This window comes from Grimontia indica, from assembly GCF_000333895.2.
In the GTDB taxonomy this organism is placed as follows: domain Bacteria; phylum Pseudomonadota; class Gammaproteobacteria; order Enterobacterales; family Vibrionaceae; genus Enterovibrio; species Enterovibrio indicus.
Window position 1 is genome coordinate 26,892 of record NZ_ANFM02000033.1, and the last position, 14,389, is coordinate 41,280.

Here is a 14,389-nt window from a genome sequence, read left to right on the forward strand (position 1 = left end):
ACCGATATGAAAATCATGCTCGGCATCGTGGTGGCTATTGTCTCGCTTAGATGGTGGCCAGCGCTCCCGGAGCCCACGCTAATACTTGGGCTTCTCGCTGTCATCCTTGTCCAATGCAAACGCGTTCCCCTGTTTGTAATTGGTCTCACCATTGGCTGTCTGGTGGCGTCCAGCGCAGCGTCACTGCATTTGTTTAAAACCAGTACCGCTTTGACAGTGGTTCAGAATACTACCATAGCGGGCAAAGTTGGCAGCCTTTTTACAGGGGAAAATCAGCAAACAAGTGTAATCTTTGATGTCGACACGGTGAATGGACGGAAATTGAGCGCCTTTGAGAAATTCCGTGCCCGTTTTTATTGGCGCAGTGAATTTCCCGTAAAACAAGGGCAACACTGGGAGCTGAAGGTCCGAATTCGTGAACCTTATGGCAGGGTAAACGAAGCAGGCTTTGATGCAGAAACCTATTTTCTTTCAAAACATATTCATGCTAAAGGCACCGTACTTTCTGCGAATCTGATTGACGAAGAAATTTCAGCCAGGCAGTGGCTATTTGATCGGGTACTTCCCCAAATCCTACCTTTCGAAAACAGCGCATTCCTCGTCGCACTAGCGTTTGGTGAAAGGGCTTTTCTAACTAGCCAAGATTGGATGACGTTAAGGAATTCGGGGCTGGCACACCTTCTCGCGATTTCAGGGCTTCATATCGGTTTAGCATTCTTCTTCGGTTACAGGGTAACTAAGGCTTGCCTGCCGCTATTCAATCGATCAGATAGATATCTCTGGCTTTCGGTACTGGCAGGTTTGGGGTGTGCTATCACCTATGCTTGGTTGGCGGGCTTTTCTTTAACGGCTCAAAGAGCGCTCATTGCTTTGGTCGTTTTCATGGCGATTCGACAATCGGGTTTTAGCGTCAGTCCTTTCAATACCTTTTTGTTAGTCCTAGGGTTTGTATTACTTATTGATCCGCTGTCGGTGTTTTCCGTCAGTTTCTGGCTTTCTTTTGGTGCGGTAATGGTCCTTTGCGTCATGACGTTTACGACTGGAAGAGGGGAGTCAAAAGGTCCGTTGAATTACGTCATCCAGTTATTTCGCATGCAATGTTATCTCATTGTCGGCATGTTACCTCTGACTTGGGCTTGGTTCGGGGGAGTCAGTTTCCTTTCTTTACTCTGCAATTTGATTGCGGTGCCCATCGTGAGTCTGCTGACGGTACCAATCATATTGCTCTCGCTTCTTGCAAGTTCAGTGTTTAGCGTCGCGTGGTTATGGTGTCTCGCTGACTATTCACTTTGGCCGATCCGCCAGATGTTAAATCAAGCTGATATCGGATGGTTGGATATTCAAAGTACTTCCCTAGGTTTTGTCCTTACTCTTGTCCTGATGCTGTATTTGCTATCGCTGGGAACATTTCGAAAGTTCAAAATGCTTTCTATTGTGATGATCCTTAGCTTGGTGGGCTGGCGTGGTTCCGCAGAGAAATCAAACGAATGGCAGGTTGATGTTCTTGATGTCGGACATGGACTGGCAGTATTGGTCGAAAAGAATGGCGAAGCAATCCTCTATGACACAGGTGCTGCATGGTCAACAGGGAGTATTGCGCAATCTGTGGTTGAACCTATTCTTTCCTCTAGAAACAGCAAACTAACCGGGTTGATTCTCAGCCATGGAGACAATGATCACTCTGGTGGTGCGGATTGGGTCATCGAAAATCTATCGCCAGATTGGGTGAGAGCACCTGAAGTTGGTGGTGGCTATATTCCTTGTGTCCGCGGAGCAGACTGGCAATGGCAATCACTGAACTTCGAGGTGTTATATCCCAACGAAGTGACTGAAGAGGCCAAAAACGAGGACTCTTGCGTTGTACGCATCTCAGACGGAAACTATTCAGTTTTGCTTACGGGAGACTTACCCAAAGAGCAGGAGAACTGGCTGGTAGAGCGTGACGCTGATGTCAGTGCAAATGTACTGCTGGTTCCCCATCACGGTAGTAAGACATCTTCATCGTCAGGATTTATCGATGCAGTCAATCCGAATGCGGCGATCGCATCGACGGGTCGATATACTCCGTGGAACTTGCCGAACCCAGATGTTGTCGATAGATACCGCGAGCGCAACATTTCCTGGTATGAAACCGGACAACACGGCCAAGTGAGTGTACATTTCTCAGACAAGGGTTGGCGGGTTAGTAGCCAACGTCTTGATATCGAGCCTTTTTGGCACAGGAAGATGTTTGGACCACCCCCAATAAAAGAGTAGAATGCCCGCTACTTGCAAGAATATAAGCAAATAACATGTCATCAAACTACCAAGACAAAACTACCTGGGAAACCTTTAAGCAGCTGTGGCCATACATCGCTAACTACAAAGCGGGTTTGGTGGTTGCTGTTATTGCGTTGATTGTTAACGCTGCGGGTGACACCCTTATGGTTTCTATGCTTAAGCCTTTGCTTGATGAAGGCTTTACGTATGATGCAGTCGAAAGCGATTTCCTGAAATGGATGCCGCTCTATCTCGTTGGCTTAATGCTGATTCGTGGTGTGTCGAGTTTCGTTTCAGCATACTGCCTTTCTTGGGTATCCGGTAAAGTTGTGATGACCATGCGACGCCGCATGTTTAACCATTTCATGAAGATGCCGGTGAGCTTCTTTGATAAAGAATCTTCCGGTGCGCTTCTCTCCCGTATTACTTACGACTCAGAACAAGTTGCCAATGCGACCAGTGGTGCTTTGGTCAGCCTGGTTCGTGAAGGTGCTTCAATCATTGGTCTGATGATTCTGATGTTCTATAACAGCTGGCAGCTTTCGGCGATCCTTTTGGTGATCGCGCCAATCGTTGCTATTGCTATTCGTATCGTTTCCAAGCGTTTCCGTAAAATTTCTTCCAACATGCAGGAAGCAATGGGTTCGGTGACCTCATCTGCAGAGCAAATGCTGAAAGGCCACAAAGTTGTATTGAGCTTCGGTGGTCAGGAAGTCGAAAAGGCGCGTTTTGAGGATGTATCTAACCGCATGCGCCAGCAAACGATGAAGCTGGTATCTGCTCAGGCGATTGCTAACCCTGTCATTCAGTTGATTGCGTCTTTTGCTCTGGTTGCTGTGCTTGTTTTGGCAAACACAGATGCTATCCGCAGTGAGTTGAGCGCCGGTACTTTTGCTGTTGTATTTGCTGCCATGTTCGGTCTGATGCGTCCTCTGAAAGCACTGACTAACGTGACCTCACAATTCCAGCGTGGTATGGCTGCGTGTAACAGTTTGTTCGAGCTGATGGAACTGGAAACAGAGAAAGATAATGGTCAACATGTTGCTGAGCGCGTAAAAGGTGATGTTAAAGTCAACGATGTTGTCTTCACTTACCCAACCAAAGATGCGCCAGCGCTTAACCATGTTACCTTCGATTTGCCTGCAGGGCAGACGTTGGCGCTGGTGGGCCGCTCTGGTTCCGGTAAGAGTACCATTGCTAACCTGCTAACCCGTTTCTATGACATCGACAGCGGTGATATCACCATTGATGGCGTAAAAATCGAAGATTACACCCTAAGTAACCTGCGTGATCACGTTGCCATCGTTTCCCAGAATGTTCACCTGTTTAACGATACCATCGCCAACAACATTGCTTACGCGGCTGAGAACGAATACACCCGCGAAGAGATTGAGCGAGCAGCAGACTTGGCTTATGCGTCAGACTTTATCCGTAATATGGACAATGGTTTTGACACAATCATCGGTGAGAACGGTGTGAGCCTCTCTGGTGGTCAGCGTCAACGTATCGCTATTGCCCGCGCTTTGCTGCGTAATGCGCCAGTGCTGATTCTCGATGAGGCAACTTCTGCGTTGGATACCGAGTCAGAGCGTGCTATCCAGGCAGCGTTGGATGAGCTTCAAAAAGATCGAACCGTACTGGTGATTGCGCACCGACTGTCGACCATTGAAAACGCTGATCAAATTCTGGTTGTCGATGAAGGTGAGATTGTCGAGCGTGGCACTCACGCAGACTTGCTCGCCAAAGATGGTGCATACGCACAGCTTCATCGTATCCAGTTTGGAGAATAACGCTTGGCGGGTTTGGTCGAAAAAATCTGGTTTGAAAACCACCCGCTAGGTTGGATTGGCGCGCCACTTTTGTGGCCGCTGAGCAAGTTGTTTGGCGCGATTGCGAAAAGGCGTCGCGCAGCATTTTTAGCTGGCACCAGTGATGCATATCAGGCGCCAGTTCCTGTGATCGTTGTTGGTAACATCACGGTGGGCGGGAATGGCAAAACTCCCGTGGTGATTTGGCTGGTGGAGCAATTGAAAGCCAAAGGCTTTAATCCTGGTGTGGTTTCTCGAGGTTATGGCGGTAAAGCGGAAAGCTATCCGTTTGTCGTTGATGAAAACACCAACACCGACAAAGCGGGTGACGAGCCAGTTTTGATTTACCAGCGCACCAAGGTACCTGTTGCTATTTCTCCTGTTCGCAGTGATGCCGTAAAGGCCCTGTTGCCATTGGGCGTAGATATTGTCATCACTGATGATGGCCTTCAACATTACAAACTGGCGCGAGATATTGAATTCGTTATCGTTGATGGTGAACGTCGTTTCGGGAATCAACATTACATGCCGTTTGGTCCGCTGCGCGAGCAGATTGATCGCTTGGGTAATGTCGATTTCGTTGTCTGCAACGGCGGTGAAGCAGAAGCGGATGAAATCGCGATGTCGCTGAAACCGGCTGAGTTCATCAACCTGAAAACAGGCGAACGTGCTGCTGCTGATTCGCTCGACGCCTCTGTTGCCTTGGCAGGAATCGGGAACCCACAGCGCTTTTTTAACACTTTGGCGTCACTTGGTGTTAAGCCAGTGCACTGCGAGCCTTTTGCTGATCATAAAGCGTTTGAATATACCCAATTGGACGCATTGGCGAGGAAAGGCCAGAATTTGCTGATGACGGAAAAAGACGCAGTGAAATGCCGCGCCTTTATCAACCAGTACCCAGACATTGAAAATTGGTGGTATCTGCCTGTTGACGCTGCATTTAGCGACACAGATACGGCCAACATTTTGAACAAAATCATGAATGTGAAGGATGGATATGGATCACCGACTGCTTGAAATCGTTGCTTGCCCTGCTTGTAAGGGAAAGCTCAACTACAACAAAGAAAATAACGAGTTGGTATGTAAATTCGACCGCTTGGCTTATCCAATCCGCGAAGGTATTCCAGTCATGCTGACAACAGAAGCACGCGAAATGTCTTCTGACGAGGTTAAACAATGAAATTCACCGTGGTGATCCCGGCGCGTTATGCGTCGAGCCGCCTACCTGCAAAACCACTGGTTGATATCGGTGGCAAGCCGATGATCCAATGGGTTTATGAACAGGCAATGAAGTCAGGCGCAGACAAAGTCATCATTGCGACTGACGATCAACGCATTGTTGATGCAGCAAATGCCTTTGGTGGTGAAGTATGCATGACACGCGAAGATCATCAGTCAGGCACTGAGCGCTTGGCGGAAGTGGTTGAGAAATACAACTTGGCTGCTGATGAAATCATCGTGAATGTTCAAGGTGATGAACCACTGATCCCGCCTAGTGTTATTCGTCAGGTGGCAGAGAACTTAGCCCGCAGTGAAGCGCCGATGTCGACACTGGCCATCAACATTGATCATGTAGACGAAGTGTTCAACCCGAATGCCGTGAAAGTGGTGACGGACAAAGACGGTTACGCATTGTATTTCAGCCGTGCAACGATTCCTTGGGATCGTGATAATTTTGCTAAAGCGCCAGCTGAAATCCATCACAACCTGAAACGTCATATTGGCATTTATGGTTACCGTGCGGGCTTTATTAATACCTACATCAACTGGGAACCAAGCCCAATTGAGCATATCGAATGTTTGGAACAGCTTCGTGTGCTTTGGTATGGCGAGAAAATCCATGTGGATGTTGCTATTGAAGCGCCGCCAGCGGGTGTTGATACCCCGGAAGATTTGGAAGTGGTGCGTAAGCTGATTGCCGCTCAATAATCTGATTATTGATAGAAAAAACGCCCTGACTCAGTCAGGGCGTTTTCATTTCTGGTTCAAAAAGCGTGTTAATTGGCAGGCGCTAGATTATCCGCATTGGGATTGATAGCCTGATCCAGCTCTTCGATATCTTCCATCACTGCATCTTTAGTTTGCTCCGGAGAGGTAACGGGATCACCATCAAGCACCGCTTCCTGTTGGGCGACTTTGTCCCTTAGGCGTTGCCATAATTGTCCCAGGTTTTCGTGCCAGTAACGTTCAAACTGCTCAAGGTACTGCGCACGAGGGCCGTACTTGATCCACGGTTGGTGAATCTCTTTCTGCGCCATGAAGTTGGTTGGTGCTGGAATTGGGTTCAAACCTGCATTCTCGAACTCATACATTGCACGTGGCATATGGTTTGCCGACGTTACCAGAACCAGATTGCTGTCACCGACAACTGATGCAGCCTGGAAAGCCTCTTCCCAGGTGTCTTTTGCGGTTTCGAGTAACAGGATATTGTTCTTGTTGACACCTAGCGCCATTGCCACCCGCGCGAGCATGCGAGCATGGCTCACTTCATATCCACCGTCATAGCCAGACAGGATAAGCTTTGAGGTTGGGTACATAAAGTGAATGCGAACACCTTCAGCAAGGCGCATGAGCGCCACACGTGACAATTCTGAGGTTGGCGGAATCTCATCATCAACGACATGTCCGTGACCTAACACCATCACGTACTCGACGGGATCCTCCGGTGGAAGGAATGGCTCATATTGCCTTTCCAGCTTGATAAGCAGTGAAGAGGTGAAAGGCTGAAAAGATGCCAAGAAGATTAACAGCAGCGAAACAAAAACGAGGAACGAACCGAAGCCTTTGCGCTGGGTAAACCAGATCAAAAAGAGACCGAAGAATCCAAGAAGCAGTAGCGCAGGCAAGGGCATCAGTAAAGTTGATATAAGTTTTTTTAGTTCAAACATGAAATGTCGCCCGAAATATAGTCAAACAGGGGCCAGAAAGTGCATCAGACCTTTATTAACGGCAGGCTTATGCGAAAATAAACCCCTTAGCAGACAATGATAACGAAGGCACTGTGACAGAGGATAGAAATTTCGACGACATTGCCCACAAATTTGTTAAAAACATTTATGGCTCGGGCAAGGGAGAAATCCGCCAAGCCGTTGTTTGGCAAGATCTCGAATCAATACTTAGCCGCTTGGGTGAATCCAGTCCATTAGACATTTTGGACGCTGGAGGCGGTTTAGCGCAGTTATCGCAACAAATTGCACATCGTGGACACAAAGTCACCTTGTGTGATCTTTCTTCACAGATGCTCGAACTGGCGGAAAAAGATATCGGAGAAGCAGGCCTCCTGCCGCAATATCGCTTCGTCCACGCGCCTGCGCAGGAAATCGCAAAGCATGTTGATAAACCATTCGATTTGATGCTTTTTCATGCGGTGATGGAATGGTTGGCAGATCCACGTGAAGCACTGGATGTCGTACTGTCACAAGTTAAGCCGGGCGGTGTTGCTTCGGTCATGTTCTACAACCAAAATGGATTGCTGTTTAAGAATTTAATTTGCGGCAATTTGACCCATGTAGAAGAAGGCATGCCGCACAGAAAACGTTTCAAACTCCAGCCTCAAAAAGGTCTTCAACCGGAAGATGTTTACCAGTGGATTGAAGAGGCCGGTTTTACCATTTTAGGGAAAAGTGGTGTCCGCACGTTCCATGACTATATGAAAGACACGAGAACGGGCGAGTTCACCTTTGAACAGGTGGTGGCGATGGAGCAAAAGCTTTGTCGTCAGGAACCTTTTATCTCGTTAGGTCGCTACATTCACGTGTACGCGCAAAGGCCTCTCGAGCCATAACGATTACAAGATTACACGTATACAACAAGGAAAACGGATGAGCGAATTCTCTCAGACTGTTCCTGAGTTGGTTGGTTGGGTGAAAACGAATGACTTCTCCCTCAATCTGCCGCCGGAACGGCTGGCATTTCTCCTTGCCGTTGCTGTACTTAGCAACGAGCGCTATGAGGAGGAGCTAGGGGAAGGGGAGCTGATTGATGCATTCCGTATCGTCAGTGACCAATTCGATCAAGCTAGCGAAACCATTGCGTTTCGTGCGAACAATGCCATCAACGACTTGGTACGCAGCCGCCTGCTAAGCCGTTTCACCAGTGAAATGACGGACGGTGCGAGTATTTACCGACTCACACCGCTGGCACTGGGTATCAGCGATTACTATGCGCGTCACCGCGAATACAGCTCTCTCAAGCTTTCTATTCAACTGTCCATGGTGGCAGATGAGATTGAAAAAGCCCTGACGGCTGCAGAAGAAGACGGCGATGCAGATTTCTGGCGTAAGAATGTTTACGGCGTACTGAAGTATTCAGTGGCCGAAATTTTCGATCGTATCGATCTGAACCAACGCACCATGGATGAACAGCAGCAGAAAGTGAAAGAAGACATTGCTGCGCTGTTAAATCAGGACTGGCAGGCGGCGATTGCCAACTGTGAGCAACTGCTGAACGAAACGTCCAGTACCCTGCGTGAACTGCAAGACACTCTGCAATCAGCCGGTGACCAGTTGCAAACCCAGCTTTTGAATATTCAGGAACAGGTACAAGGCCGCGACGATTTAGATTTCGTTGATGCCATGATCTACAACCTGCAAATGAAGCTGGACCGCATCGTGAACTGGGGCCAGCAGGCGATTGACCTGTGGATCGGTTACGACCGCCACGTTCACAAATTTATTCGTAATGCCATCGACATGGACAAGAACCGCGCGTTTAGCCAGCGTCTTCGCCAGTCGGTGACAGAATACTTCGATAACCCATGGTTCCTGACCTTTGCCGATGCAGAGCGTCTACGCGATATGCGTGACGAAGCACTGGTACTTCGTGATGACGAAGTGACAGGCGAAATGCCGGCAGAAGTCGAGTTTGAGGAACTGACACTGGTTAACGACCAATTGAGCGACCAAATCTCTGACATGCTGTCTCGTCACCGTACGACGGGCGAGGGCATTGATTTGGGCGTGGTACTGAAAAACTATCTGGCTCAACACCCACAAGCACGCCACTTCGACTTAGCGCGGATTGTGATCAACCAAGCGGTTCGCCTTGGTTACTCGCAATCTGACTTGAGTGCGATTCAGCCGGACTGGCAGGCAATTAACGATTATGGAGCCAAGGTACAAGCGAATGTCATCGATAAATATTGAAGAATTTATGCCGGAAGAATTGGCCAAAGCGATTGCCAATCCTTTATTCCCGGCTTTGGATAGTGCGCTGCGTGCTGGCCGCCATATTGCTAGCGAAGATCTGGATAATCATGCATACCTGATTGAATTTGAAAGCCCGTTGCAGCACTTCTACCAGCGTTATAACGCTGAGTTGGTGCGTGCGCCGGAAGGCTTTTTCTATCTGCGTCCGCGTTCAACCTCACTGATCGGACGCGCAGTGTTGTCCGAACTCGACATGCTGGTGGGTAAGGTCCTTTGTTTCCTTTACCTGAGCCCAGAGCGTCTGGCGCAGGAAGGTATTTTCACCACTCAGGAACTGTTTGACGAGCTACTGACGCTGGCAGACGAGAAAAAACTGATGAAGCTGGTGACATTGCGTGCATCTGGGTCTGACTTAGACCGTGAAAAACTGTTCGACAAAGTGAAGACCTCACTGCGTCGTCTTCGCCGCTTGGGCATGATTGTGCCAATCGGTGAGAACGGGAAATTCCGCGTGAGCGAAGCGACATTCCGCTTCGGTGCCGATGTGCGCGCGGGAGACGATATCCGCGAAGCACAACTGCGTCTGATCCGTGATGGCGAAGCTGTCATCCACACCCAAGAGCACGCTCAATCAAGCCTGCTGAAAGATGAAGAACACGACGAAGAGCGTGAAGATGATGATCAGGAGGTTCAGGCATGACCCAACGCGGTAAATTCCAATCGCTGACTATGGTCAACTGGAACGGTTTCTTTGCCCGTACTTTTGACATCGACAATCTGGTCACGACGCTTTCTGGCGGTAACGGTGCGGGCAAATCCACCACTATGGCGGCGTTCATCACGGCGATGATTCCAGACCAAAGCCTGCTGCATTTCCGTAACACCACAGAAGCGGGCAGCTCTAACGCATCACGCGATAAAGGTCTGCACGGTAAGTTGAAGCCGGGTGCCTGTTATGCTGCGCTGGATGTGGTGAACTCGCGTAACCAACGCATTCTTTTCGGTGTTCGTCTGCAACAAGTAGCGGGCCGCGATAAGAAAGTTGATATCAAGCCTTTCATCGTTCAGGGTTTGCCATCTGGCGTGAAGCCAACTGACATTCTGATCGAAAATGTGTCGGCGAATCAGGTTCGCGTTCGTCAATTGAACGAAGTGAAAGACGCGCTGGCAGACTACGATACGGCGCATTACAAAGCGTTCAACTCCGTGACTGACTATCACGCGCAGATGTTCGAGTTCGGTGCTTTGCCGAAGAAGCTGCGTAATAGCAGCGATCGTTCTAAGTTCTACCGCCTGATTGAAGCGTCGCTTTACGGTGGTATTTCGAGTGCGATTACCAAATCCCTCCGTGATTACCTGTTGCCACAAAACGGCGGCGTGAAGAAAGCTTTCCAGGACATGGAAGTAGCGCTTCGCGAAAACCGTATGACGCTGGAAGCCATCAAGCTGACCCAGCGTGACCGTGACCTGTTCAAGCACCTGATCACTGAATCAACCAACTATGTGGCGTCCGATTACATGCGTCATGCCAACGAGCGTCGCAAGAAGCTTGAACTGGCACTGCAGCGCCGCGGCGAACTGTTAGGTTCTCGTCGCCAGTTGGATGATTTCCAATCCACGTTTGGCCGCATGACGGATGAATTGGATGCGCTGACTGACAGCCAGACTCACTTAGAGCAAGACTATCAAGCCGCGTCTGACCATCTGCAATTGGTTCAGACCGCTGTGCGTCAGCAAGAGAAAGTCGAACGTTACCAAGAAGATCTGGAAGAGCTGGCAATCCGCCTCGAAGAGCAGATGATGGTGGTGGAAGAAGCCACTGAACAGCTCGCGATGGCGGAAGAACAGGCGCACCTTTCTGAAGAAGAAGTGGATAGCCTGAAAACCCAGCTTGCGGATTACCAGCAAGCGCTGGATATGCAGCAAACCCGCGCGCTGCAATATCAGCAAGCGGTGAAAGCGCTGGAAAAAGCCCGTGAACTGACAGGCAATGACGAGCTTTCACAAGAAAACGCAAACGAATATTTGGGTTCACTGAAAGCGCAGGAAGAGGCACAAACCTCTGAGCTTTTAAGCCTGAAACACAAGCTGGATCTGTCTTCTGCCGCAGCTAAGCAGTTCGAGCGTGGCCTTCAATTGGTGCGTAGCATCGCTGGCGAAGTCGACCGTTCTGATGCAGGCGCGAAAGCCCGCGAAGTGATCGTAAAAGGCCGCGAATTTGCGAACCTTGCGGCAAACGCTGAACAGCTGACTTCACAGCATCGCGACCTTGAGCGTCAGATGCGCAGTTTCCAGCAGGCGAAAACCCTGTCTGAGCAGTATCAACGCCAGTTCAACGAAACAGTCGCTTCTGAAGAAGCGGTTGAGCTGGAAATGGCGCGTCAGCAAGAGCGTCTGGAAACCGCAGAAGAAGCGGTTGGCGAACAAGCGGAGAAAGTCCGCGAACTGCAACGCAGCGAAAATGAAATCAATGCCAAAGCAGTTGAGTTCGAAAAAGTCGCACCAGCCTGGATTGCCGCACAAGAAGCGCTGGAGAAATTAGCAGAGCAGACTGACGCCGAACTATATGACAATCAGGCGGTGCTGGATACCATGCAGCGCGTGATGGCGGATGAGCGTGAAACTATCTCGACCCGCGATAAGCTGCAAGCTGAGAAACAAGCGCTGGAAGCAGAAATCGAGCGTCTGGCACAGCCAGGCGGCAGCGATGATGCGCGCCTGCAATCTCTGGCTGACACACTGGGTGGCACGCTGCTTTCTGAAATCTACGATGACATCACCATTGATGATGCACCGTATTTCTCAGCACTTTATGGCCCGGCACGTCACGCGATTGTGGTGCCTGATCTGAAAGGTATCAAAGAGAAGCTGCTGGATCTGGATGATTGTCCGGAAGACCTCTACATCATCGAAGGTGATGCGGACGGTTTTGACGATAGCGTATTCGATGTTGAAGAGCTGGAAGATGCGGTTTGTGTTCACTTAAACGACCGTCAGCTTCGTTACTCTCGCTTCCCGAAAATCCCACTATTTGGCCGCGCGGCGCGTGAGCACCGTTTAGATATCTTACGTGAGAAGCGTGAAGAGTTAGTCGAAAACTACGCCAAAGCCTCGTTTGATGCGCAGAAGCTTCAACGTTTGACCCAAAGCTTCAACCAATTTGTGTCGAACCACATGAATGTGGCATTCAACGAAGATCCAGAAGCAGCCCTGAAAGATCTGCGTGAAAAACGTGGCAGCGTTCAGCGTCAATTGGCTCAGCTTCGCGAGAGCGAGCAGCAGGTTCGTAGCCAACTGACCGGTTCAAAAGAAGCGATTGCACTTTTGAACAAACTTCAGCACGTCGTTAACGCGCTTGAAGACGAAACGCTGGAAGGTCGTCTGGAAGAAGTGGAAAGCCGCCTGTCTCAGGCAGACGAAGCTCGCCACTTCACCCGTGAGCATGGCAAAGCGCTGGCTGAACTGGAGAATCTGGTTTCAACGCTGGATGCCGACCCAGAACAGTTTGATGCACTGAACGCTGCTTACCAGCAAGCGGACGAAGCGCTACAATCGCTGAAGAAAACGTTGTTTGCGTTGTCTGATCTGGTTGAGCGTCGTCACCACTTTGGTTACGCCGATGCGGTTGAGCTTCTTGATAAAAGTAGCGAACTGAATGAACAGCTGAAAGCTAAACTGATGGACGCAGAGCGAGCCCGTACCCGTTCACGTGAACACGTGAAGCAGGTTCGTGATCAGGTGAACCAATACAACCAGCTTCTAGCGTCTCTGAAGAGCTCGCACCAAGCGAAACAAGAAACGGTGGCTGAGTTCAAACGTGAGCTGGTGGAGCTTGGTGTTCGCGCCGATGTAGAAGCGGAAGAGCGAGCACGTGTTCGTCGTGACGAACTGAATGCACAGCTATCACAATCGCGCAGCCGTAAGAGCGAGCTGGAAAAAGGCCTGACGTCGATTGAGCTGGAGATGAAATCTCTGGTGAAAACGCTGAAGAAAGCCAGCAAAGAATACACCGAACTGCGCACTTTTGTCGTCAATGCAAAAGCGGGTTGGATGGATGTACTCAAGATTGCCCGCAGCAGTAATGTAGAGAAGCAGCTGAACCGCCGCGAAATGGCGTATATGTCTGCTGACGAGTTGCGTTCACTGTCGGATAAATCCTTGGGTGCGTTGCGTCTGGCAGTGGCTGACAACGAAACACTGCGCGATGCACTGCGTGCATCTGAAGACATGGCGCGTCCTGAACGTAAAGTTCTGTTCTACATAGCGGTTTACCAGCACCTGCGCGAGCGTATCCGTCACGACATCATTCGTACCGACGATCCAGTCGAAGCGATTGAAGAAATGGAAGTGGAACTGGCGCGTTTGACGGAGGAACTGACTCAGCGCGAGAAGCGTTTGGCGATCAGTTCAGAGTCTGTGGCGAACATTATCCGCAAAACCATTCAGCGCGAACAAAACCGTATTCGCCTGTTGAACCAAGGCTTGTCTAACATCGCCTTTGGTCAGGTGAAAGGTGTGCGCCTGAATGTGTCGATTCGTGATACCCACGCGCAATTGTTAGAAGGCTTGGCAGAGAAAGCTGAACAGCATCAAGACTTGTTTGGTAACAACCGTCTGACCTTCTCTGAAGCGATGGCGAAACTGTTCCAACGTTTGAACCCGCATATCGATCTGGGTCAACGTTCTCCTCAGATTCTGGGTGAAGAGTTGCTGGACTACCGTAACTATCTGGAACTGGGTATTGAAGTTAACCGTGGTACTGACGGTTGGCTGCAGGCTGAATCCGGCGCATTGTCGACGGGTGAAGCAATTGGTACCGGCCAAGCAATCCTGTTGATGGTGGTGCAGAGCTGGGAAGAAGAATCCCGCCGTCTGCGCGGCAAAGATGTGATTCCTTGTCGTCTGCTGTTCCTTGATGAGGCAGCGCGTCTGGATGCGAAGTCAATCTCGACCCTGTTCGAGCTTTGTCATCGTCTGGATATGCAGCTTTTGATTGCAGCGCCGGAAAACATCAGCCCAGAGCAGGGTACCACCTACAAGCTGGTACGTAAGATCTTTAACGATAAAGAACACGTGCACGTTGTCGGTTTGCGTGGATTTGGAGAGATGGCGAAAACCAATCCCCCGATTCAGGAAGCATTGGAAATCGCTGAGTAAGCGAGATTCAAACAGAAC

General features: G+C 49.8%; 10 protein-coding genes. 9 read left to right on the forward strand and 1 reads right to left on the reverse strand.

What is annotated here, in order from left to right; translation table 11 throughout:
• Positions 1-6 precede the first annotated feature (6 nt).
• From D515_RS17895 to kdsB, 5 genes are read left to right on the forward strand one after another with little or no spacing between them, the layout of a single operon-like run.
• Positions 7-2,256: a DNA internalization-related competence protein ComEC/Rec2 gene (locus D515_RS17895; RefSeq protein WP_039850281.1), complete on the forward strand. Its 2,250-nt coding sequence runs from the start codon at positions 7-9 to the stop codon at positions 2,254-2,256.
• 35 nt (positions 2,257-2,291) lie between these two features.
• The gene (gene msbA, locus D515_RS17900) at positions 2,292-4,049 is read left to right on the forward strand and encodes a lipid A ABC transporter ATP-binding protein/permease MsbA (RefSeq protein ID WP_002540509.1); all 1,758 of its coding nucleotides are present in this window, start codon (positions 2,292-2,294) and stop codon (positions 4,047-4,049) included.
• A gap of 3 nt (positions 4,050-4,052) precedes the next feature.
• Positions 4,053-5,084 (forward strand): tetraacyldisaccharide 4'-kinase, encoded by a 1,032-nt coding sequence (gene lpxK / locus D515_RS17905; protein ID WP_002540510.1) that lies wholly within the window; start codon positions 4,053-4,055, stop codon positions 5,082-5,084.
• Entirely contained in the window at positions 5,065-5,247 is a 183-nt protein-coding gene (locus D515_RS17910) for a Trm112 family protein (RefSeq protein ID WP_002540511.1), read from the forward strand. The genes lpxK and D515_RS17910 overlap by 20 nt, the downstream gene beginning before the upstream one ends.
• Positions 5,244-5,996: a 3-deoxy-manno-octulosonate cytidylyltransferase gene (kdsB, locus tag D515_RS17915; RefSeq protein ID WP_002540512.1), complete on the forward strand. Its 753-nt coding sequence runs from the start codon at positions 5,244-5,246 to the stop codon at positions 5,994-5,996. The genes D515_RS17910 and kdsB overlap by 4 nt, the downstream gene beginning before the upstream one ends.
• A 68-nt stretch (positions 5,997-6,064) precedes the next feature.
• Here the strand turns inward: kdsB and elyC are convergent, their stop codons facing one another.
• Positions 6,065-6,955 (reverse strand): envelope biogenesis factor ElyC, encoded by an 891-nt coding sequence (elyC, locus tag D515_RS17920; protein ID WP_002540515.1) that lies wholly within the window; start codon positions 6,953-6,955, stop codon positions 6,065-6,067.
• Positions 6,956-7,068: 113 nt separating this feature from the next.
• Between elyC and cmoM the strand changes: the two genes are divergently transcribed.
• From cmoM to mukB, 4 genes are read left to right on the forward strand one after another with little or no spacing between them, the layout of a single operon-like run.
• Positions 7,069-7,851 carry a tRNA uridine 5-oxyacetic acid(34) methyltransferase CmoM gene (gene cmoM, locus D515_RS17925; protein ID WP_002540516.1) on the forward strand — a complete coding sequence of 261 codons (783 nt, stop codon included), beginning with the start codon at positions 7,069-7,071 and terminating at the stop codon, positions 7,849-7,851.
• Positions 7,852-7,888: 37 nt separating this feature from the next.
• Positions 7,889-9,211 (forward strand): chromosome partition protein MukF, encoded by a 1,323-nt coding sequence (gene mukF / locus D515_RS17930; RefSeq protein ID WP_002540517.1) that lies wholly within the window; start codon positions 7,889-7,891, stop codon positions 9,209-9,211.
• A complete protein-coding gene (gene mukE / locus D515_RS17935; RefSeq protein WP_002540518.1) occupies positions 9,192-9,914 on the forward strand; it encodes a chromosome partition protein MukE in 723 nt (240 codons plus the stop codon). Before mukF ends, mukE begins: the two co-directional genes overlap by 20 nt.
• The gene (gene mukB / locus D515_RS17940) at positions 9,911-14,371 is read left to right on the forward strand and encodes a chromosome partition protein MukB (RefSeq protein WP_002540519.1); all 4,461 of its coding nucleotides are present in this window, start codon (positions 9,911-9,913) and stop codon (positions 14,369-14,371) included. Before mukE ends, mukB begins: the two co-directional genes overlap by 4 nt.
• The last annotated feature ends 18 nt before the right edge of the window (positions 14,372-14,389 follow it).